The 20,029-nt window shown below is 71.0% G+C and carries 18 protein-coding genes and 1 tRNA gene; 11 read left to right on the forward strand and 8 right to left on the reverse strand.

The window, feature by feature from the left end:
* Positions 1–190: 190 nt before the first annotated feature.
* Complete coding sequence (locus ACZ5PB_RS31185; protein ID WP_468695757.1) at positions 191–1,627, forward strand: tetratricopeptide repeat protein; 1,437 nt, start codon at positions 191–193, stop codon at positions 1,625–1,627.
* On the opposite strand, the gene ACZ5PB_RS31190 is transcribed toward ACZ5PB_RS31185, so the two are convergent.
* Entirely contained in the window at positions 1,590–2,912 is a 1,323-nt protein-coding gene (locus tag ACZ5PB_RS31190; protein ID WP_468695758.1) for a benzoate/H(+) symporter BenE family transporter, read from the reverse strand. The genes ACZ5PB_RS31185 and ACZ5PB_RS31190 overlap by 38 nt on opposite strands.
* A 102-nt stretch (positions 2,913–3,014) precedes the next feature.
* Here ACZ5PB_RS31190 and ACZ5PB_RS31195 point away from each other — a divergent pair, with 102 nt between their 5' ends.
* Positions 3,015–3,554 carry a helix-turn-helix domain-containing protein gene (locus ACZ5PB_RS31195; protein ID WP_468695759.1) on the forward strand — a complete coding sequence of 180 codons (540 nt, stop codon included), beginning with the start codon at positions 3,015–3,017 and terminating at the stop codon, positions 3,552–3,554.
* Positions 3,555–3,705: 151 nt separating this feature from the next.
* Here the strand turns inward: ACZ5PB_RS31195 and hppD are convergent, their stop codons facing one another.
* Positions 3,706–4,854, reverse strand: a complete 1,149-nt coding sequence (gene hppD, locus ACZ5PB_RS31200) for a 4-hydroxyphenylpyruvate dioxygenase (RefSeq protein WP_468695760.1) — start codon at positions 4,852–4,854, stop codon at positions 3,706–3,708.
* Between the two features lie 125 nt (positions 4,855–4,979).
* Here hppD and ACZ5PB_RS31205 point away from each other — a divergent pair, with 125 nt between their 5' ends.
* From ACZ5PB_RS31205 to ACZ5PB_RS31235, 7 genes are all read left to right on the forward strand, one after another.
* Complete coding sequence (locus ACZ5PB_RS31205; RefSeq protein ID WP_468695762.1) at positions 4,980–5,450, forward strand: Lrp/AsnC family transcriptional regulator; 471 nt, start codon at positions 4,980–4,982, stop codon at positions 5,448–5,450.
* Positions 5,451–5,552: 102 nt separating this feature from the next.
* Positions 5,553–6,200: an ABC transporter permease gene (locus ACZ5PB_RS31210; RefSeq protein ID WP_468695763.1), complete on the forward strand. Its 648-nt coding sequence runs from the start codon at positions 5,553–5,555 to the stop codon at positions 6,198–6,200.
* A complete protein-coding gene (locus ACZ5PB_RS31215) occupies positions 6,193–7,476 on the forward strand; it encodes a betaine/proline/choline family ABC transporter ATP-binding protein (protein ID WP_468695764.1) in 1,284 nt (427 codons plus the stop codon). The genes ACZ5PB_RS31210 and ACZ5PB_RS31215 overlap by 8 nt, the downstream gene beginning before the upstream one ends.
* Entirely contained in the window at positions 7,473–8,414 is a 942-nt protein-coding gene (locus tag ACZ5PB_RS31220; RefSeq protein ID WP_468695765.1) for an ABC transporter permease, read from the forward strand. The genes ACZ5PB_RS31215 and ACZ5PB_RS31220 overlap by 4 nt, the downstream gene beginning before the upstream one ends.
* Entirely contained in the window at positions 8,411–9,394 is a 984-nt protein-coding gene (locus ACZ5PB_RS31225; protein WP_468695766.1) for a glycine betaine ABC transporter substrate-binding protein, read from the forward strand. The genes ACZ5PB_RS31220 and ACZ5PB_RS31225 overlap by 4 nt, the downstream gene beginning before the upstream one ends.
* Before the next feature lie 100 nt (positions 9,395–9,494).
* On the forward strand, positions 9,495–10,109 hold the full coding sequence (locus tag ACZ5PB_RS31230; RefSeq protein WP_468695767.1) for a helix-turn-helix domain-containing protein: 615 nt from the start codon (positions 9,495–9,497) through the stop codon (positions 10,107–10,109).
* A 165-nt stretch (positions 10,110–10,274) separates the two neighbouring features.
* Positions 10,275–10,514 carry a hypothetical protein gene (locus tag ACZ5PB_RS31235; protein ID WP_468695768.1) on the forward strand — a complete coding sequence of 80 codons (240 nt, stop codon included), beginning with the start codon at positions 10,275–10,277 and terminating at the stop codon, positions 10,512–10,514.
* A gap of 27 nt (positions 10,515–10,541) precedes the next feature.
* Here ACZ5PB_RS31235 and ACZ5PB_RS31240 read toward each other — a convergent pair whose 3' ends face one another.
* From ACZ5PB_RS31240 to ACZ5PB_RS31255, 4 genes are all read right to left on the reverse strand, one after another.
* Positions 10,542–11,351: a hypothetical protein gene (locus ACZ5PB_RS31240; RefSeq protein ID WP_468695769.1), complete on the reverse strand. Its 810-nt coding sequence runs from the start codon at positions 11,349–11,351 to the stop codon at positions 10,542–10,544.
* A 57-nt stretch (positions 11,352–11,408) separates the two neighbouring features.
* Positions 11,409–12,050 carry an IclR family transcriptional regulator gene (locus ACZ5PB_RS31245; RefSeq protein WP_468695771.1) on the reverse strand — a complete coding sequence of 214 codons (642 nt, stop codon included), beginning with the start codon at positions 12,048–12,050 and terminating at the stop codon, positions 11,409–11,411.
* A gap of 600 nt (positions 12,051–12,650) precedes the next feature.
* Positions 12,651–14,432, reverse strand: a complete 1,782-nt coding sequence (locus ACZ5PB_RS31250) for a DEAD/DEAH box helicase (RefSeq protein ID WP_468695773.1) — start codon at positions 14,430–14,432, stop codon at positions 12,651–12,653.
* Positions 14,433–14,767: 335 nt separating this feature from the next.
* Positions 14,768–16,351 carry an MFS transporter gene (locus tag ACZ5PB_RS31255; RefSeq protein ID WP_468695774.1) on the reverse strand — a complete coding sequence of 528 codons (1,584 nt, stop codon included), beginning with the start codon at positions 16,349–16,351 and terminating at the stop codon, positions 14,768–14,770.
* A 151-nt stretch (positions 16,352–16,502) separates the two neighbouring features.
* On the opposite strand from ACZ5PB_RS31255, the gene ACZ5PB_RS31260 reads away from it, so the two are divergent.
* Together ACZ5PB_RS31260 and ACZ5PB_RS31265 are read left to right on the forward strand one after the other, a co-directional pair.
* Positions 16,503–17,366 (forward strand): alpha/beta fold hydrolase, encoded by an 864-nt coding sequence (locus tag ACZ5PB_RS31260; protein WP_468695776.1) that lies wholly within the window; start codon positions 16,503–16,505, stop codon positions 17,364–17,366.
* 198 nt (positions 17,367–17,564) lie between these two features.
* Positions 17,565–17,636 (forward strand) — tRNA-Cys (locus ACZ5PB_RS31265).
* 140 nt (positions 17,637–17,776) lie between these two features.
* Here ACZ5PB_RS31265 and ACZ5PB_RS31270 read toward each other — a convergent pair.
* Together ACZ5PB_RS31270 and ACZ5PB_RS31275 are read right to left on the reverse strand one after the other, a co-directional pair.
* A complete protein-coding gene (locus ACZ5PB_RS31270) occupies positions 17,777–18,967 on the reverse strand; it encodes a lactonase family protein (protein WP_468695778.1) in 1,191 nt (396 codons plus the stop codon).
* 365 nt (positions 18,968–19,332) lie between these two features.
* A complete protein-coding gene (locus ACZ5PB_RS31275; protein WP_468695780.1) occupies positions 19,333–19,887 on the reverse strand; it encodes an AAA family ATPase in 555 nt (184 codons plus the stop codon).
* Positions 19,888–20,029 lie beyond the last annotated feature (142 nt).

Below are 20,029 nucleotides of genomic sequence, written 5' to 3' on the forward strand. Positions count from 1 at the left end.
CTCCTGACGCACAGTGAGCGCCATGGACGCCATGGAGCCAGGTCCCGCCCGTCAGCCGGCCGAACGGGCCGTGCCCGCAATGCCTGCCGAGCCGGTCGATGCGCCTGCTGTGCCTGATGTGGTCGATGTGTCTGCCGCTGGTGCCTCTGGTGCCCCGGATGGCGGGCCCGCTGCGCCATCCGTGTTCACCGTGTCCGCGCTGCCCGTCGTGAAGCCCTCGCCGCTGGTACGCCGGGCGGCCGTCGTCTCCGTGGCGGTGGCGGCGCTGGCCGCCGGGGCGCTCGTACTGCTGGCGCAGTCCGGAGACGGGGATGGCGCGCCCGCCGGGGCGAAGCCGGTGGCGGGTGCCCCCGGGGCGGCGGCCTCGCTGGCCGCGCTGACCGCCAGGACGCGGGCGAACCCGCGCGACGAGGGTGCCTGGACGGCGCTCGGAACGGCGCTGGTCGAGCGGGGGGTGCGCGCGGCGGACGCCACGTACTACCCGAAGGCGCAGGCGGCGCTCAAGCGGTCCCTGGCGCTGCGTTCGGCGGACCGGGGCAACCTGGCCGCGATGATCGGCATGGCCCGGCTGTCGTACGCCCGCGAGGACTTCGCGGCGGCGCGGCGCTGGGGCGAGATCGTACGGATGCGGGCGCCGGAGGAGTGGGCGACGTATCCGCTGCTGATCGACTCCTACGGGCGGCTCGGTGACGCCAAGGCCGCGGGCCGTGCGGCGGAGGAGCTGTCGGAGAAGCGGGGCGGGGCCATCGCGCTGGCCTGGACGGCGCAGACCTACCGCGACAAGGGGTGGCGGGAGGACGCCGCCGTACTGCTGGCCGAGGCGGCGGTGGCCGCCGAGGCGCCCCAGGAGAAGGCGGAGCAGCTCAGGCGGGCCGCCGAACTCGCCTGGGAGCGGGGCGATCTGGTGGAGGCGCTGGGTTACTTCGACTCCTCGCTCGCGCTGGACCGCAAGCGTGGTGCCACGGTGGCCGGCCGGGCCCGGGTGCTGGCGGGGATGGGCCGTACGGCGGAGGCGGTGAAGGCGTACCGGGCGGCCCTGGCGCTGACTCCGCGCCCCGAGTACTCCCTGGAACTGGGCGAGTTGCTGGAGGCGACCAGCGGGGAGGGGGCCGGGGTGGCGCAGTTCGGGGTGGTACGGGCGCAGGTCGCGCACAACGAGGAGCAGGGCGTGCGCGGTGACCTCGTGCTGGCCCGCCTGGAGGCCGACCACGGCGACCCGGCGGAGGCCGTCGGCCTGCTGCGCGAGGAGTTCGCGCGGCGGCCGGGCCCCGAGGTGGCGGACGCGCTGGGCTGGGCACTCCACCGTACGGGCGATGACGACGCGGCGCTGGAGTACGCGCGGCTGGCGGTGAAGGAGGGGGTGCGCAGCGCCCTGTTCCTCTTCCACCGGGGCGAGATCGAGCGCGGGATCGGCGACTACGGGGCGGCCCGGCGCCACTTGTCGGAGGCGCTGCGGGTGAACCCGGTGTTCTCGCCGCTGTGGGCGCCGCGTGCCGAGGAGTCGCTGGAGCGTCTCGGCGAGCCGCCGGAGGGCGGCCCGCGCAATGTGTGGCCGCCGAAGCCGAAGGCGAGCAAGTCCGGGGGCAAGGTCAAGAAGCCGGAGTCCGCTGCTCGGAAGCGGCGGTGAGCGGGGCGGCGGGGCCGGTGGGGTCGGAGGGTCCCTTGGGGTCCGTGGGATCTGTGGGGCCGGAGGGGGCTTCGGCTGCGCTCTCCGTCGGCTTTGCCCGTACGAGACCGGGGGCCCAGGTCAGCAGCAGGTGCAGGGCGAGGCCCGCGAGCAGCCCCCACAGGGCCGCGCCGATGCCGAACGGGGCGATGCCCGAGGCCGTCACGACGAGCGTGAGGACGGCGGGCTCCCGGGCGGTGGTGTCCGAGACGGCCGTCTGCAGCGCGGCGGCGAGGGTGGAGAGCAGGGCGAGACCGGCGACGGTTTCGATGAGGAGCGGCGGGGCCCCGGCGATGAGGGAGAGGGTCAGCCCGGTGGTGAGGCCGAGCACGATGTAGCCGACGCCGCCGGTGACGGAGGCGATCCAGCGGCGCCCCGGATCGGGGTGCGCGTCGGGGCTCGCGGCGAGCGCGGTGGTGATGGCGGCCAGGTTCACCGCGTGCGCGCCGAACGGGGCGCCCACCATGGTCGCGAGCCCGGTGGAGGTGAGGGCGGGGCGGAGCCGGGCGCGGTATCCGTAGGTGTCGAGCATGCTCATGCCCGCGACGTTCTGGGAGACCATCGTGACGATGTAGAGCGGGATCGCGATGCCGATGAGCGCGCCCGCGGTGAAGGTGGGGGTGGCGAAGGTCAGCGTCGGCAGCAGCGGGGCACCGGCGGAGCCGCCGCCCGGGTGGGCGACGAGGATGACCGCCACGGTCACCACGAGCGCCCCCGGCACGGCCCACCGTCTGGCCCACCGGAACAGCACCGCCCACACGACGACCACGGGCACTGCCTCGGCCGGGAACTTCGCCACCGCCTGGACGGGCGCGAGACACAGCGGCAGCAGTACGCCCGCGAGCATGGCGCTCGCCAGGGGCGCGGGAATCGCCCGCAGCAGACGGACGAGGTGCGGCGAGAGACCGGTCAGGAAGATCAGCGCACCGGCGGCGAGGAAGGCCCCCAACGCGGCCCGGTAGTCCGGGTGCTGGGCCCCCACCGCGGCGAGCAGGGCGGCCCCCGGCGTGGACCAGGCGACGCTCATGGGTATCCGGTGGCGCAGCCCGAGACCGATGCCGACGACCCCCATCGCCACGCACAGCGTGAACAGTCCCGAAGCGGCCTGCGCCTCGCTCGCGCCGACCGCGCGCAGCCCGGCGAGGACGACGGCGAAGGAGCTGGAGAAGCCGACGATCGCGAGGACGATGCCGGCGAGGACGGGTTGCAGGGTGCCGCGCGAGCGGGTGGCCGAGCGGGTGGTCATGGAGTGCCCCCGGGGTACGTACGAACATCAGCTGTTCCGTTTACGGAACGACCATAGGCGTCCCCGTTCCGTAAACGGAACCGCATTTCGGATACTGGACCCATGAGCGACCACCCGGCCCGGCACTCGACGGCCTTCACCACCGGCATCGGCCGGCGCATCCGCGCCCTGCGCACGGAGCGCGGGCTGACGCTCTCCGAGCTGGCCCTGCGCGCGGGCATCGGCAAGGCCACGCTCTCGGGCCTGGAGGCGGGCACCCGGAACCCCACCCTGGAGACGCTGTACGCGGTGACAGGACGGCTCGGCGTACCGCTGGCCGCGCTGCTGTCCGACGGCCCGCGCGAGCCGATGCACGGCGACTCGGTCACCGGCGAGCTGCTGGAGGCGTTCACCGACCCCTCGGCCACCACCGAGCTCTACCGGCTGCGCATCCGCCCCGGCCGCGTCCAGACCTCGCCCGCCCATCCGGCGGGGACGACGGAGTACCTGACGGTGTACGAGGGCGTGGCCAGGGTGGGCCCGAAGGACGCCCCGTTCCGGGTGGCGGCCGGGGAGCACGTGAGCTGGGTGGCCGACGTACCGCATGTGTACGAGGCGGAGGGCGAGACGGACGTGGTGGCGTCCCTGCTCATCCGCTACTGAGGTACGGCCCTCTCCACGACGGCGCACCGCGACCCCACGGCCGGTCAGGTTCCGTGGGGTCGCGGTGCGTGCGGTGTCGGCGGCTACAGGGGAGGAAGGCCGCCAACAGATAGGGGCAGCGGGTGGGTTGCCGGACTGGACGGTTCGCGGGTTACAGGTTGCCGCGCTTCTCCTGCTCGCGCTCGATCGCCTCGAAGAGGGCCTTGAAGTTGCCCTTGCCGAAGCCCATCGAGCCGTGCCGCTCGATCATCTCGAAGAAGACGGTCGGACGGTCCTGGACCGGCTTGGTGAAGATCTGCAGCAGGTAGCCGTCCTCGTCACGGTCGACCAGGATCTTCTGCTCGCGCAGGATCTCGACCGGTACGCGGGTCTCGCCCGCCCACTCGCCGAGGGTGTCGTAGTAGCTGTCGGGCACGTCGAGGAACTCGACGCCCGCGGCCCGCATGGTCTGCACCGTGGTCACGATGTCGTTGGTGGCGAGCGCCATGTGCTGGACGCCGGGGCCGCCGTAGAACTCCAGGTACTCGTCGATCTGCGACTTCTTCTTCGCGATCGCCGGCTCGTTGATCGGGAACTTGACCTTCTTGGTGCCGTCCGCGACGACCTTCGACATCAGCGCGCTGTACTCGGTGGCGATGTCGTCGCCCACGAACTCCTTCATGTTCGTGAAGCCCATGACCTTGTTGTAGAAGGCGCACCACTCGTTCATCTTGCCGAGTTCGACGTTGCCGACGCAGTGGTCGATGGCCTGGAAGGTCCGCTTGGCGGGGGGCGCCACGATCGGCTTGGCGGGGACGAAGCCCGGGAGGTAGGGGCCGCTGTAGCCGCTGCGCTCGACGAGGGTGTGGCGGGTCTGGCCGTACGTGGCGATGGAGGCGCGCACGACGGTGCCGTGCTCGTCCTTCGTCTCGTACGGCTCCTCGATGCCGGTGGCACCGTGCTCGACGGCGTAGGCGTACGCGGCGCGCGCGTCCGGGACCTCGATGGCGAGGTCGACGACGCCGTCGCCGTGCTCCGCGACATGGGCTTCGAGGAAGCGGCCCCAGTCGGTGGAGGCCTTGATGACGGAGGTGAGGACGAAGCGGGCGGAGCCGCTCTCCAGGACGTAACTGGCGGTCTCCCGGCTGCCGTTCTCCGGTCCGGAGTAGGCGACCAGCTTCATGCCGAAGGCGGTGGAGTAGTAGTGGGCGGCCTGCTTGGCGTTGCCGACGGCGAAGACGACCGCGTCCATTCCCTTGACCGGGAAGGGATCGGCCTCGCGCGCGGTGGTGGGAGTGACGTGCTCAGTGGTCTCAGTCATGTGTGGAGCGTCGCCCCGGATCGCAAGGTGCGCAATAGTTCGCACAAAAGCTGGTCATTGTGTGCAGTGGAGACCGAGTATGAGGGTGCTATCTGTACAGGATGACCAGCGATCGGGGAGTGCCCATGGCAGTGGACGAGTTGGACGGGCGGCTGATCGTGCTGCTGGCCCGCGAGCCCCGCATCGGGGTGCTGGAGGCCTCGCGGCGGCTCGGCGTGGCGCGCGGGACCGTACAGGCGCGGATGGACCGGCTTCAGTCGAATGGCGTCATCCGGGGGTTCGGTCCTGACGTGGACCCGGCGGCGCTCGGATACCCGGTGACGGCGTTCGCGACACTGGAGATCAAACAGGGTCAGGGCGCGGACGTACGGGCGCATCTGACCGGCGTGCCCGAGGTGCTGGAGCTGCACACGACGACCGGGCACGGGGACATGCTGTGCCGGCTGGTCGCGCGGTCGAACGCCGATCTCCAACGTGTGATCGACCGGGTTGTGGGTTTTGATGGCATCGTCCGGGCCTCCACGGCGATCGTCATGGAGAACCCCGTTCCGCTGCGGATCATCCCGCTGGTGGAGCAGGCGTCCGGGCTGACCTGACCGGCCGTGACCTGATGTGACCTGCTGTGACCTGCTGTTATCCGCTGTGATCCGCTGTGACCTGCTCTGACCTGCTCGTACGCCGATGCCGAGGAGTGGCCCGTGAATTTCTGGGAGTACCTCGGCAGCCGGCACCAGCAGTTGCTGGCCGACGCCTTCCAGCACGCCAGCGCCGTCTTCCAGTGCATGGTCGCGGCGACGCTGATCGGGGTGCTGATCGGCGTCGTGACGTACCGGAGCGAATGGGCGGGGAACCTCGCGACCACCGCCGCCTCCGGGATCCTGACCGTGCCCTCGCTGGCGATGATCGGTCTGCTGATCCCGTTGGTCGGGCTCGGGGTGGCGCCGACCGTGATCGCCCTGGTGCTGTACGGGCTGCTGCCGATCGTGCGCAACTCCATCGTCGGGCTCCGGGGCGTCGACCCCACCCTGGTGGACGCGGCGCGCGGCATCGGAATGTCGCGCACGTCCCGGCTCCTGAAGGTCGAACTGCCACTGGCCTGGCCGCCGATCCTGACCGGGATCCGGGTGGCCACCCAGATGCTGATGGGCATCGCCGCCATCGCCGCGTACGCCTCGGGACCCGGCCTCGGCAACGAGATCTTCCGCGGGATCTCGTCGCTGGGCAGCAAGAACGCACTCAACCAGGTGCTGGCGGGCACGCTCGGCATTGTGGTGCTCGCGCTGATCTTCGACGCCGTGTACGTCCTGGTGGGGCGTCTGACCATCCCTAGGGGGATCCGTGCCTGAGTCCGTCGCTACGTCCGGTGCCGCGATCCGGCTGGAGAACCTGACCAAGCAGTACGCGGGGAACCCGTACCCCTCCGTGGACAACGTCAGCATGGAGATCCGGGCCGGGGAGACGGTCGTCTTCGTGGGCCCGTCCGGCGGCGGCAAGACGACCCTGCTGAAGATGATCAACCGGCTGATCGAGCCGACCTCGGGGCGGATCCGGATCGACGGTGAGGACGTCACCGAGATGGACCCGGTGAAGCTGCGCCGCCAGGTGGGGTACGCGATCCAGTCGTCCGGGCTCTTCCCGCACATGACAGTGGCGCAGAACATCGCGCTCGTACCGAAGATGGTCGGCTGGAGCAAGGCGCGGGTGCGGTCGCGGGTCGAGGAGATGCTCGATCTGGTGGGGCTCGACGCGGCCGAGTTCCGGGGCAGGTACCCGCGCCAGCTGTCCGGCGGGCAGCAGCAACGGGTGGGCGTGGCGCGGGCGTTGGCGGCCGATCCGCCCGTACTGCTGATGGACGAGCCGTTCGGGGCCGTCGACCCGATCACCCGGGACCACCTCCAGGACGAGCTGATCCGGCTCCAGCACGAGCTGCACAAGACGATCGTGTTCGTCACCCACGACTTCGACGAGGCGATCAAGCTGGGCGACCGGATCGCGGTGCTGCGGGACCGGTCGCACATCGCCCAGTTCGACACCCCCGAGGCGATCCTGACCAATCCGGCGGACGACTTCGTGTCGGGGTTCGTGGGTGCGGGGGCGGCCCTTAAGCGGCTGAACCTGACTCGGGTACGGGACGTGGAGATCGCGGACTTCCCCGTCGTGACGGTCGACGATCCGTTGCAGGAGATCTTCAACAAGCTGCGGCACGCGCACACCAACGAACTCCTGCTGCTCGACCGGCACCGGCGGCCCTACAAGTGGCTGCGGCGCGGCGACCTGATGCGGGCGAAGGGCTCGCTGGCGCGGGCGGGGACGCTGGTGCACGACACCGTGACCAGGGACGCGACGCTGCGGGACGCGCTGGAGGCCGTACTGATCGACAACGCGGGACGGGTCGCGGTGACCGGGCGGCGCGGGGAGTACACCGGGGTCGTCGACATGGAGACGCTGATGAACTCCGTGCAGGAAATGCTGGAGGCGGACCGGCTGGAGGCGGCGGAGCACCGGGGGCGGGCGGCGTACCCGGAGCTGGGTGAACCGGGTGGGCAGGACTCGGGCCCCGGGCCGGACTCGGGCCCCGCTCCGTCCGGCGGGCGGGCGGCTCCCTCGGAGGGGCCGGCATGAGCCCGAGCAGCGACTCGGGGGCCGGCGCACCGGGGCAGCCGGAGCGGCGGCGGCCCGAGCGGGAACCCGGTCAGCGGCGCCCCGAGGGTGAGCACGAGGTGATGGGGGCCGTCTTCCGGGACGACGACCGGGCCCCGGAGGCGGACGCTCCGCCGGTGGCCGCCGCGAACGGGCCCGGTGTACGGGGCGGCCGGATGCCGCGCAGGATCACCTGGCAGCGGGCGGTGTTGCTGCCCGCCGCGCTGGCGGTGGTCCTGCTGATCACCTGGATCTGGTTCAGGAACGCCGAGCTGGACACGATCGCGCAGAACGCGCTCGCCGACGGCAACGTATGGCTGCGCTTCAAGCAGCACGTCGACCTGACCGTGATCTCCACCTTCTTCGTGCTGGTCATCGCGATCCCGCTGGGCATCCTGCTCACCCGGCCAGGGCTGCGGCGGGCGGCTCCGTTCGCCACCACGCTCGCCAACATCGGGCAGGCCACCCCGGCGATCGGACTGCTCGCCCTGCTGGTGATCTGGCTGGGCATCGGCGAGCGCGCCGCTCTCATCGGCATGATCATTTACGCGGTGCTGCCGGTCCTCTCCAACACGATCGCGGGGCTTCGGGCGAACGACCCGACCCTGCTTGAGGCGGCGCGCGGCATCGGCATGTCCAAGGTGGGCGTACTGACCAGGGTGGAACTGCCCCTCGCCGTACCGCTGATCCTCGCGGGCGTACGGACGGCGCTGGTGCTCAACGTGGGCACGGCGACGCTGGCCGCGTTCGGGGGCGGCGGCGGGCTGGGCGACCTGATCACCACCGGGATCACCACGCAGCGGATGCCGGTGCTGGTGCTGGGGTCGGTGCTGACGGTGGCGCTGGCGCTGTTCGTGGACTGGCTGGCGTCGCTGGTGGAGCTGTTGCTGAGGCCGCGCGGACTGGAGGTCGGGGCATGAGGGGCCGCAGCGGTACGAGGAGGCTGGCGGCCGCGGGTGTGGTGCTGTCCGCCGTCCTGTCGGGGTGCGGGCTGACCAGTGGCAGCCCGATGGTGGACGACGTACGGCCGGGGAGCGTGGGTGCGGGGCTGCCCCTGAAGGACGCCCAACTGACCGTCACCTCGAAGGAGTTCACGGAGCAGCTGGTACTCGGCCAGATCATCGGACTCGCCTTCGAGGCGGCGGGGGCCAAGGTCCTGGACCGGACCGGGATCCAGGGCTCGATCGGCGCCCGGGAGGCGGTCAAGGGCGGCGACGCGGACGCCATGTACGAGTACACCGGCACCGCGTGGATCACCTATCTCGGCCACGACAAGCCGATCGCCGACCCCAGGAAGCAGTGGGAGGCGGTCAGGGCCGCTGACGCGGCGAACGGCATCAGCTGGCTGCCCCCGGCCACCCTCAACAACACGTACGCCCTGGCGATGAACAAGGCCAATCAGCGGAAGTACCGGACCAGGACCCTCTCCGACGTCGCCGCTCTGTCGCGCAAGGACCCGTCGGCGGTGACGCTGTGCGTGGGCTCGGAGTTCGCCTCGCGCGGGGACGGGCTGCCGGGCATGCAGAAGGCGTACGGGATGACGGTCCCGGCGGGCAACGTGGCGAAGATGGACGACGGAATCATCTACACCCAGGTGGCCGGGGGCTCCTCGTGCACCTACGGCCAGGTCTTCACCACGGACGGCCGGATCAAGGCGATGGGCCTGGTGGTGATGGAGGACGACAAGCACTTCTTCCCCAACTACAACGCGGCCCCCGAGATCAACAGCGACACCCTGAAGAAGTACCCGGCCATCGCCGGCCTGCTGGACCCGATCACGGCCAAGCTCACCAACGAGGTGGCGCAGGACCTGAACGCCAAGGTGGACGTCGACGGCGAGGACCCGCATGCGGTGGCGAAGGAGTGGCTGACCCGGGAGGGGTTCATCAGGGAGGACTGAAGTAACGGCAAAGGAAGGGGAATTGGCACTTCCGGACTTACAAAGAAGTGGTTGCAAAAGAACCCTTGCAACGATTCCTTTGCAACTCTACTGTGGGTGCATGCCCGACCGTGACGCCTCGAACGACTCAGCTCCCCCGGCCACCACCGAGCGGAGGATCCACGAACTCGATGCCCGCAGCCTGCGCGGACTCGCACACCCGCTGCGGATGAGCCTGTTGCAGGCCCTGCGCGACTTCGGGCCCGCGACCTCCTCCCAACTCGCCGACCGGCTGAGCGAGTCGAGCGGCGCCACCAGTTACCACCTGCGCCAGTTGGCGGCGTACGGCTTCGTCGAGGACGATCCGGCACTGGGCAAGGGCCGGGAACGCTGGTGGCGCGCCACCCACGACGGCACCCGCTACGACGGCTCACTGGCCGACAGCCCCAACGCGGCACTGCGCGCCGCCTCCGACCTCTTCATGCACGAGGTCGCCAACATGCACACCCAGGAACTCTCCACCTGGCTCGGCACCTCGCGCGAGTGGCCGGAAGCATGGCGACAGACCTCGGAGATCAGCAACTACACGATGCAACTGACCCCGGAAGAGGCCAGCGAACTCAGCGAACGTGTCACCGAGTTGATCGAGAGCTACCGCAAACCCGAAGGCACCGCCTCCGAAGGCTCCGCGAAGTACCGAGTCCACGTGCACGGCTTCCCCATGCCCAAGGACTGACCGCCCCCGCACTTCCCCTGCGAGGCATGACCGCCCCGGACGCGGCCATCGCCTCTCCCGAGCATGCCCTCGCACACCAGCTCAGGCACCACTCCCCCCGGCCCCCCGACGCCCACGGCACCACTCCGGTACGACAACGAAGACCGACCGAGAGGACGCACCGCCATGCACCCCGAGACCTTCCGCCACCTGCACGCCGCCCGCTCCGCCGACTTCCGCCGCGAGGCCGCCGCCGACCGCCGGGCCCGCGCAGCGGCTCACCTGGGCCCCACCGCGCGCAACTCCGCCGGCCACGCCATCCGCACCCAACTGGGCTGGACCCTCGTCGAGTTGGGCCTGCGCCTCGTCCGCACCGCGGGCTCCGCGACCGCCGACCACCGCCTCCGTACGGCCACTACCCGATAAGCCACCCCACGCGGCTCCGGCCCCTCGTCAGCAGCTCGGGACCGCTCCTCCCCCGCCCTTCTTCCCCAGCTCCGTCAGGGCGGACACCGCATCGGCCAGGGTGCTGACCGGCACCAGCCGCATCCCCTCGGGCAGTCCGGTCTTCGCCTGGGAGCACTCGTTCTTCGGCACCAGGAACACGGTCGCTCCGTCCGCCTTCGCGCCCTTGATCTTCAGCGGTACTCCACCGACCTGGCCCACGGTGCCGTCCGCGTCGATCGTTCCCGTACCGGCGATGTCGAGGCCGCCGGTCAGATCGCCGCCCGCTCCGTTGCCGTCGATCTTGTCGATGATGCCGAGGGTGAAGAGCAGCCCGGCGCTGGGGCCGCCGACGTCGGCGAGGTTGAGTTCGACCTTGGCGCCCTTGCCCTTGTCGCCGAGGTGATTGAGGGCGGCGTCGACAGCGGCGTTCTGCGACTTGAGCATCTCCCCCTGGTTGTACTCGGAGACCTCCTTGTCGTCGCCGCCCGTCGGGTAGACCACGTCGTGCGGCATGACGGCCCGGTCCTCCCTGAACCAGGCGTCGGCCAGCTCACCGACCCGGTGGTCGATGGAGGGGCCGGTGGCGACGATGGTCGTCATCCGCAGCTGCCCCGACGTCGGCCGGGTCGGCACACCGGACACGCTGATGACCGGCCTGCCCTCCTTGTCCTTGCCCAGGACATCGGTCGCGGACCCGGGCTGAGCCACCGCATAGGGCAGCGGCGCGAAGGCCGCGACCCCGAGCAGTGCGGCGACGGGCAGGGCCAGGACAGCGAGACGGCTGTTGCGGGAGAGCCGAGAGTAAAGAGGGAGCACGCCCCCAATCTAACGGCCCGCCCCGTACGCCCCGTCTCACCGCACGGCGCCCCCGTCTCACCGGAGCGCGTCGGCGACCTCCTTGGCGGCGTCGACCACCCGCGCCCCGACCCGGTCCGGAACCGAGTCGGACAGCATGACGACCCCCACGCTGCCCTCCACACCGGTCACCCCGATCAGCGGTGCGGCGGCTCCGCTCGCCCCGGCCTCCAGCTCGCCGTGGGTGAGGGTGTACCCGGGCTCGGTCAGTACGCTCTGGCGCGCAGCCAGGATCGCCCGCCCCGCAGCCCCCCGGTCGAGCGGGTGACGGAACCCGGCCCGGTAGGCGACGTGGTAATCCGTCCAGGTCGGCTCGACCACCGCGACGGCGAGGGCCTCGGCCCCGTCGACCAGGGTGAGGTGGGCCGTCGCCCCTATGTCCTCGGCGAGGGACCTGAGCGCGGGCAGCGCCGCCTCCCGCACCAGGGGGTGGACCTGCCGTCCCAGCCGCAGTACCCCGAGCCCGACCCGGGCGCGGCCGCCCAGATCACGGCGTACGAGTGCGTGCTGTTCCAGCGTGGCGAGCAGCCGGTAGACCACCGTCCTGTTGACGCCGAGCTTGTTGGACAGCTCGGTGACGGTGAGGCCGTGGTCGGTATCGGCGAGCAGCTTGAGGACGCGCAGTCCTCTGTCGAGCGTCTGGGAAGTCTCCGCGGTCACGACGCCCACTCCTTGGTGGTGAGTGCGGACGGTCCTCCTGCGCATCGTGCACATCACCGGTCCCGTCGGCGACGCGCGCAGAGGCCGCCGGCATGTCCTAACACCGGCTGCGCTCCGAGGCGACGCTGCCACGGGGCGTATGCGTTGCCGGAAAGGTAGCGATCCACTCCGCTCAGCGGAAGACCTCGTCCAGAATCCGGGCGCAGGAAGGGAGTTGATCCCCCTACCTGCGACTCCGCCCCCTTCAGGGACCAAAGTCACGACGCGGCAGGACTTTTGGGCATATGCCTGCGCTGACCTGCGCAATACGGTGACAGACATGCCGAGGGCCGACCGTGGGGGCCGTCCTTCGGCTGCGATCCCGTCCTCACCGGACGGCCGGGCGGGACCCGGACCGCACAGATCCGGATCCCGCCCCCGGCCACTCCAGGGCCGCGCCTGCCGCAACAACTCCCCGCCAACATACGGGACTTCAGCCGCCCCACCCATGACCACCCACCGGTCTCACCGGCCCACGGGGCCACGGGGTCGCCAGGCCACCGGCCCACTGACTCATCAGCCCACCGGCTGACCGGCTGACCGGCTGACCGGCTGGCCGGCTCACCGCATCCGGGTGGCCCACTCCTGGACCTTCTTGATCCGCTCCTTGAGCTGCCCGGCGGTCGCCTCCGCGCTCGGCGGCCCACCGCAGACCCGGCGCAGTTCGGTGTGGATCACACCGTGCGGCTTGCCGCTCTGGTGGACGTAGGCCCCGACCATCGTGTTCAGCGACTTGCGCAGCTCCAGCAGCTGCTTGTGGGTGACGACCGGCCGGGCCTCGGCGGCCTTCTCCAGCAGGTCGGCCTCGGCGGCCGGCTTCTGGCGGCTGTGCGCGATCTGCCGGGTCTGCCGCTTCTGGAGGAGCAGCTGCACCTGGTCGGGCTCCAGCAGCCCGGGAATCCCCAGGTAGTCCTGCTCCTCTTCGCTGCCCGGGTGCGCCTGCATCCCGAACTCTGCCCCGTCGTAGAGCACCCGGTCGAAGACCGCGTCGGACTCCAGCGCCTCGAACGGCAGCTGGTCCTCGGTCTCCTCGTCCTCCAGCCGCTCGGCGTCGGCCAGGAGCTTGTCCTCCTCGGAGAAGGGGTTCTCCTCGTCGCTCCCCTTCTTGGGCTTGTCGAGGACGTGGTCCCGCTCGACCTCCATCTCGTTCGCGAAGTCGAGCAGCATCGGGATGGTCGGCACGAACACCGATGCCGTCTCGCCCCGCCTGCGGGACCGCACGAACCGCCCGACCGCCTGCGCGAAGAACAGCGGGGTCGAGATCGTCGTCGCGTACACACCCACCGCGAGGCGGGGCACGTCGACCCCCTCGGACACCATGCGCACCGCCACCATCCAGCGGGAGCCATCCTCGCTGAACTGGTCGATCCTCTTCGACGCGGCCTTCTCGTCGGAGAGCACCACGGTGGCCTTGTGCCCGGTGATCTTCTTGAGGATCTTGGCGTACTCGCGGGCGGACTCCTGGTCGGACGCGATGACCAGTCCGCCGGCGTCCGGGATGCCCTTCCTGACCTCGGTGAGCCGCTTGTCGGCGGCGGCCAGCACATTGGGGATCCACTCCCCCGTCGGCGACAGCGCGGTGCGCCAGGCCTGCCCGATGGCGTCCTTGGTCATCGGCTCGCCGAGCCGGGCCGCGATCTCGTCACCGGCCTTGGTGCGCCACCGCATGTTGCCGCTGTAGCTGAGGAAGATCACGGGTCGGACGACGCCGTCGGCGAGCGCGTTGCCGTAGCCGTAGGTGTAGTCCGCGGACGAGCGCCTGATCCCGTCGTTCCCCTCTTCGTACGTGACGAAGGGGATCGGGTTGGTGTCGGACCGGAAGGGCGTACCGGTCAGCGCGAGCCGCCGGGTCGCCGGGTCGAACGCCTCCTGGCAGGCCTCGCCCCAGGACTTCGAGTCACCGGCGTGGTGGATCTCGTCGAGGATGACCAGGGTCTTGCGCTGCTCGCACCGGTTGCGGTGCAGCATCGGCCGCACTCCCACACCGGCGTACGTCACCGCGACGCCCTGGTACTCCTTGCTGAGCGGTCCCGCGCTGTACTCGGGGTCGAGCTTGATCCCTATCCGGGCGGCGGCCTCGGCCCACTGCTTCTTCAGGTGCTCGGTCGGTGCGACCACGGTGATCTGCTGCACCACGTGGTGGTGCAGCAGCCACGACGCGAGCGTCAGCGCGAAGGTGGTCTTCCCCGCGCCGGGCGTCGCGACGGCCATGAAGTCGCGGGGCTGGTCCTGGATGTACTTCTCCAGTGCCCCCTGCTGCCAGGCTCGCAGCTTGTTGGCGGTACCCCACGGGGCACGGCCGGGAAAGGCGGGTGAGAGGTGGTGCGAAGCGGTGGTAGTCACGGTCTCCGGTCGCAGCGTCGGGTACGTGGCGGCGTGCCTACGGAGCGCGATCACGCCCCGTACGACAACCGGGCCACCTTACCGGCGCCCCACCCGCAACGCGTGTCCGACGACCCTCCGGAGCAACGAGGCGCCTCTCACATCGATGATTCGCGCAGGTCGGGCGGGGTGCCGCCACACTCTTCGACGCGTAGCCCAACGCCACGTCGCCCACCCGTTCGACCACGACCTCCGGCCGCCGACCGCCGGCCGCGCCCACCGCAGGCTGCGCCGGCCCTTCGGCGGCGCGGGGCCACCGAGGCGGCGCAGGCGCCACCGGGCAGTCGGCCGCGCCGCTACGCCTCGCGCTCCCGCAGCCGGGTGGCCACCCACGCTCCCACCAGCGCCACTCCCGCCATCGGCAGGAACACCGCGGCGAACGCCGTCGGATGGGAGCCTCCGGCCCCGCTCGCCACGGCCGAGTGCGTGGCGACCGCGCCACCACCGAGGGCCGCGAAGACCGCTCCGCCGATCGCCAGGAGCATGACGTTCGACAGGCCGTCGGAGATCTGGAGTGCGGCCGAGTTGGTGCCCGCCTCCTCTGGTGCCGACAGCTTCAGCAGCAGGACGCTGGTCGAGGCGATGACCATGCCCATGCCGAAGCAGCCGAAGGCCCACGCGACGGCGACGATCCACACGGGCACGGAGGGAATCAGCACCGTCGGAACCGTCGCGATGGCCGCCGCGACGAGCACCATGCCGAGCGAGACGAGGCGCTCCCGGTACGGCTCCATCCGGGGCCGCGACTGCACGAACGAGCCGAACGCCCAGGTCGCACCCCCGACGGCGAGCGACAGTCCCGCCATCGTCGGCGACAGCCCCCGTTCGGTGACCAGCATCAGCGGCACGAACGACTCCGCCGCGATGAACGACCCGGCCGCGACACCTCGCAGGAGCACCACCGAAGGCAGCCCCCGCGCCGCCCGGTAGGTCCCCTTGGGCAGCAGCCCGAGCACAGCGGGCACCAGCAGGGCCGCCCCCAGCGCCGCCGGCAGCAGCGACAGCCACCGCAGGTCCTGCCCCGCGTACTGGAGGAGTCCGGCACCCAGCGAAATCCCGAGCGCGAGCCGGATCTGCTTCCGGTCGAAGGGCGGCACCGGCGCGTCCGGGTCGGCCGGTCCCGCGGCCATCCGCCGGATCGCCGGCAGGGCGAGCGCCAGCGGGAAGACCACCAGGGCCGGGATGCCGACGAACACCCAGCGCCAGCCGAGGTTCTCGGTGATCGCCCCCGAGGCGAGCGGCCCGACCACCGAGGGGACCACCCAGCTCGCGGCGAACGCCGCCAGGATCGCCGGCCGCAGCCGCTCCGGGTAGGCGCGGCTGATCACGACGTATAGCGCGACGATCACCAGCCCGCCGCCGAGCCCCTGGACGGCCCGGCCGAGGATGAACAGCAGCATGGTGCCCGCCGTGCCCGACAGCACCAGACCAGCCGCGAAGGCCACGATCCCCGTGGTCAGCGGCCCGAGAGGGCCCCGCCGGTCGGCCCACTGACCGGACAGCACCATCGCGAAGAGACTGGTGGTGAAGTACGCCGAGAACGCGAAGGCGTAGAGGGGAATGCCGTGCAGTTCGCGTGCGGCGACGGGCATTGCCGTACCGACGGCTGTCGCCTCGAAGGCGATCAGCAGCACCACGGAGACGATGCCGATGCTCAGCGCCCGGTGGGTCTTCCCGAGCACACCCTCCCCGCCGGAGCCGGAGCCGAAGCCGGAGCCGGATACGGGACCGGGCCCAGGAACAGAGCCGGAGCCAGAGGCCTCCTGGGTACTCCCGGATTCCGAGGATTCCTTGGCGGGCCCGGAGTCCGCAGGCGTTGGCGAAGGTTCGGATATGTCGGTCGGGGCGACATCGGCGTCGCGGGGCTCCAGGGCGGTCATAGGCCCCAGAGTAAGGGCCTAAAGCGGCGTGGGCCCCTGTCTATCGGCGCATCGGTCCTCCGCCGTTGGTCGTACGACCGACGCCTGGTGGCCGTCATTCCCGTGCATGGTGAAACCGGTGCCCCGGCCAGGACGGGGCAGGCGTACTGCCATGCCCTTCTACCGCTCGTACGACGACACGCCCCTCTCCTACCGGGTGATGGGCCCCTCCAGCGCACCCCTCGTATGCCTGGCCGGGGGCCCGGGCCGGGACGCCGCCTATCTCGGGGGCCTGGGCGGCCTCGACCGCACGTACCGCCTCCTCGTCCCGGACCCCCGGGGCACCGGCCGCTCCCCGGCTGCCGACGACCCCGACCGCTACGCCTTTCCCGCACTCGCCCAGGACCTCGAATCCCTGCGCGCGAGCCTCGGCCTGGAGCGCTTCGCCCTGCTCGCCCACGGCGCCGCGGCCGCCACCGCGCAGTGCTACGCCGCCTCGTACCCCGGGCGCCTGAGCCACCTGGTGCTCGTCTGCCCGGAAGGCCGTGTCCAGGCAGCGCAGGGTGAACTCCCCGACGACGCACGGGAGATCTTCGAGTCCCGCAGCGGCGAGTCCTGGTGGGCGGAGGCGTCGGCCGCCGTCCAGGGTCTCGCCACGACCTCCGACCCGGCACGGATCCGGACTCTGCTGGCGCAGGCGGCCCCGATGGCCTACGCCCGGTGGGACGCGCCGCAGCGCACCCATGCGGCGGGCGAGCCCGCCCAGGACAACCCCGTCCCCCGGGCCGGCTTCGCTCAGGGGGTGGACGACCTGGCGCGGCTGGCCGTCCTCAAGAACCTGCGAGAGGTGCCCTGTCCGGCGCTGGTGGTGACGGGCGAGCTGGACACGATCACAGGTGTACGCGTGGGGGAAGCGGTCGCGGATTCCTTCCCCCGGGGCGAATGGCGGCGGCTCGCCGGAGTGGGCCATTACCCGTGGGTGGACGATCCCGCTCTCTTCCGGGCGGCGGTGACCTCGTTCCTCGGCGCGATGTGAGGGGCGCACCGTGCGGCGCATTGCGCGGCGCGCTTCACGGCGCGTTGTCCGACGCCTTGTCCGACGCGTTGCACGACGCGTTGTGCCGCGCATTGTGAACGGGGCATGGCAGTCGCATTGCGGCGCGGCCGAACCCCTTGGAGGGATCCCCCATTCCGTTCTACCGTTCTGGAGTTGCCAAGGAACAATCAAGCACACGGCCGTGTGCCCGAGTGGCTCAGGGGCTCGCCTGCAAAGCGAGTTACGTCGGTTCGATTCCGATCACGGCCTCTTTTCCGTCCCGTCCCGCCTCGTCTCTCCCACCTCCTTTCCCGTACGGATCGGTGCCCGATTCCGCGCACCGATCCGACATGGAAACGAGATTAGACCCCGCCACTGACAATCAGCCTTGAGCAGGCCAATTCCCCTGCTCAGAGGGGTAGTACGCACACCGGAAGCGGCGCCACGAAGGCCTCGCCCGCCGAGGTGAGCCGCCCTGTCCGGCGGTCCACGTGGAACGTCGTGACCGTGCCCGACTTCTGGTTGGCGGCGAACAGCAGCGTCCCCGCTGGGTCCAGCACGATGTGCCGCGGATACGCACCGCCCGACGGCGTCACCGACAGCAGCCGCAGCTCGGCGCCGCCGCGTCCGACGGCGAAGGCCGCGATGCTGTTGTGGCCCCGGTTGGACACGTACACGAAGCGTCCGTCGGCCGAAACCACCACACCCGCCGGGTAGTTGCGCTCGCCCAGCTCGGTGCCGGGAGGCAGCGTCGCCTGCGGAGTCCCTGGTTCCAGCGTGCCGGTCCGTGGGTCGTAGCCGCACACCACCAGGGTGTTGTCGAGCTCGTTGACGAGGTACGCGTACCTCCCCGACGGGTGAAAAGCCAGGTGCCGGGGCCCCGCCCCAGAGCGCGTCGCCGCCCTCCCGCACTCCCGGAGCCGCCCCTTCCGCTCGTCGAGGCGGTACGTGTGCACGGAGTCGGTGCCGAGATCGACGGCCAGGACGTACCGCCCGGCCGGATCGGTGATCACCATATGCGCGTGCGGCCCCTCCTGCCGCTCCGGGTCAGGCCCCGAACCGGTGTGCCGTACGACGTCGGAGGCCTCGGCCAGCGTCCCGTCCCGCCCGATGGGGTGCACGGCGAGGCTGCCGCCCGTGTAGTTGGCGCTCAGCAGGAACCTTCCGCCGGGATGCACCGACACATGGCACGGATCGTCGCCACCGGTGGACCGGCCGCCCAGCACCCGCGGGGGCCGGCCGCCGCCCACCCGGACTGCGGTCACGGCCCCTTCGGCCTGTTCGTTGACCGCGTAGAGGGTCCTGCGGTCCGGCGACAGAGTGAGGTACGAGGGATTCACGACCCCGTCGAGCACACCGGAGGAAGTCAGTCCACCGTGGCCCGGCCGATAGGAGGCGAGGCCGATTCCCTTACCGCCGCCGGGATTTGTGGTGTACGTACCGAGATAAGCGGGGCGCGGAGCGGAGCCGGCGGTCGGGGCGGCCAGGACGGCACGGTCGACTTGACCGGATCGCTCGGCTTGGTCGTCGGCTCGGCCGGACGCTGCGCGGGCGGCGCTTCCGGGCAGGATCAGCGCTGCGGCTCCCGCACCGGCCAGCACGCCGAATCGCCTTCTGCTCAGCTGCCTTTCGGAAATGGCTCCTGGGATCCCGTTGGCCTCGTATGCCTCGTACACCTCAGGTGTATCGCCCATAAAGTCCCTCACGCCTCTTGAGTCACGCCCGTCAGTCGTGTTGCGCCCCGCATGGTGGCCTGGACCACCACTCGGGGGCAAGGGGGCATGCGCCGAGCGAGAGCCGGCGGCAACGGGAGATCCCGATTGTCAGACCCGGGTGTCACACTCTTTTCCACTCGCGGATTTCGTGTTCGCGGGTGAAGTCGCATTGACGACAGGTTCCTTGTGAACTGCATAGGGATTACACGGAGAAGGAGAGCCGGGGTCCCCTCATTGCCGTCTATTGCCGGTCATTGCCGGGCCTCGGCCAGCCTCGCAAGGATTTCCTCGACGGTCTGTTGCGGGGTCTGTCCCGAGGAGTCCAGCCACAGCCCGGTCCTCGGCGTCTCCTCCCGCATGGCCCGGTCCAGGACTTCCGGGGTCCACCCTTCGCTGTAGCCGGTCTTCACCCGTCCGGCGTCGCGGGCAGCCAGGGTCCCGGGGTCAGGGGCGAGGACCACCACGTACATCGGCCGGGTGCGCACCGAGGCGATGTAGTCGCCCAGTTCCTTGCCGATGACGATGTCCTGCACGACGGCGGTGAAGCCCTCAGCCGCGTACGCGTCCGCCGTGGCGGCGGAGAGCCGGTATCGCAGCCGGAGCTGGGCCAGTGCGCCCTCGTCGGCGCCCTGCGCCATTTCCGCCCGCCCGGACACGACCATCCTGCGGAAGACGTCGCCGCGCACATGGGCCGCGCGGGGCAGCCGTTCGGCGAGCGCCTGCGCCACGGTGGACTTCCCGGCGGCCATCGCACCGGTCACGAGCACGACGGCGGAATCCAGTTCTGCGACCTCGTTGTCGACCATGGAAGGAGCGTAGGCAGAACTTCCGTACGCGGCTCGTGGATTACGGACGTCGAAGGCTGCGGCCGCACGGGGCAGGTACCGGCGGAGCCGGGCACGCCACACCTGGGGAGCCCGTCAGGGCGTCCGGCGCTCCCCAGGTCCT

The organism is Streptomyces sp. NPDC032721 (genome assembly GCF_055579625.1).

Excerpts from the sequence above, each read along its gene's own strand:
- ACZ5PB_RS31225 (WP_468695766.1), top strand. The coding sequence starts at position 8,411 with ATGAGGGGCCGCAGCGGTACGAGGAGGCTGGCGGCCGCGGGTGTGGTG.
- ACZ5PB_RS31205 (WP_468695762.1), top strand. The coding sequence starts at position 4,980 with ATGGCAGTGGACGAGTTGGACGGGCGGCTGATCGTGCTGCTGGCCCGC.
- ACZ5PB_RS31230 (WP_468695767.1), top strand. The coding sequence starts at position 9,495 with ATGCCCGACCGTGACGCCTCGAACGACTCAGCTCCCCCGGCCACCACC.
- ACZ5PB_RS31255 (WP_468695774.1), bottom strand. The coding sequence starts at position 16,351 with ATGACCGCCCTGGAGCCCCGCGACGCCGATGTCGCCCCGACCGACATA.
- ACZ5PB_RS31235 (WP_468695768.1), top strand. The coding sequence starts at position 10,275 with ATGCACCCCGAGACCTTCCGCCACCTGCACGCCGCCCGCTCCGCCGAC.
- ACZ5PB_RS31275 (WP_468695780.1), bottom strand. The coding sequence starts at position 19,887 with ATGGTCGACAACGAGGTCGCAGAACTGGATTCCGCCGTCGTGCTCGTG.
- ACZ5PB_RS31220 (WP_468695765.1), top strand. The coding sequence starts at position 7,473 with ATGAGCCCGAGCAGCGACTCGGGGGCCGGCGCACCGGGGCAGCCGGAG.
- hppD (WP_468695760.1), bottom strand. The coding sequence starts at position 4,854 with ATGACTGAGACCACTGAGCACGTCACTCCCACCACCGCGCGCGAGGCC.
- ACZ5PB_RS31260 (WP_468695776.1), top strand. The coding sequence starts at position 16,503 with ATGCCCTTCTACCGCTCGTACGACGACACGCCCCTCTCCTACCGGGTG.
- ACZ5PB_RS31195 (WP_468695759.1), top strand. The coding sequence starts at position 3,015 with ATGAGCGACCACCCGGCCCGGCACTCGACGGCCTTCACCACCGGCATC.
- ACZ5PB_RS31190 (WP_468695758.1), bottom strand. The coding sequence starts at position 2,912 with ATGACCACCCGCTCGGCCACCCGCTCGCGCGGCACCCTGCAACCCGTC.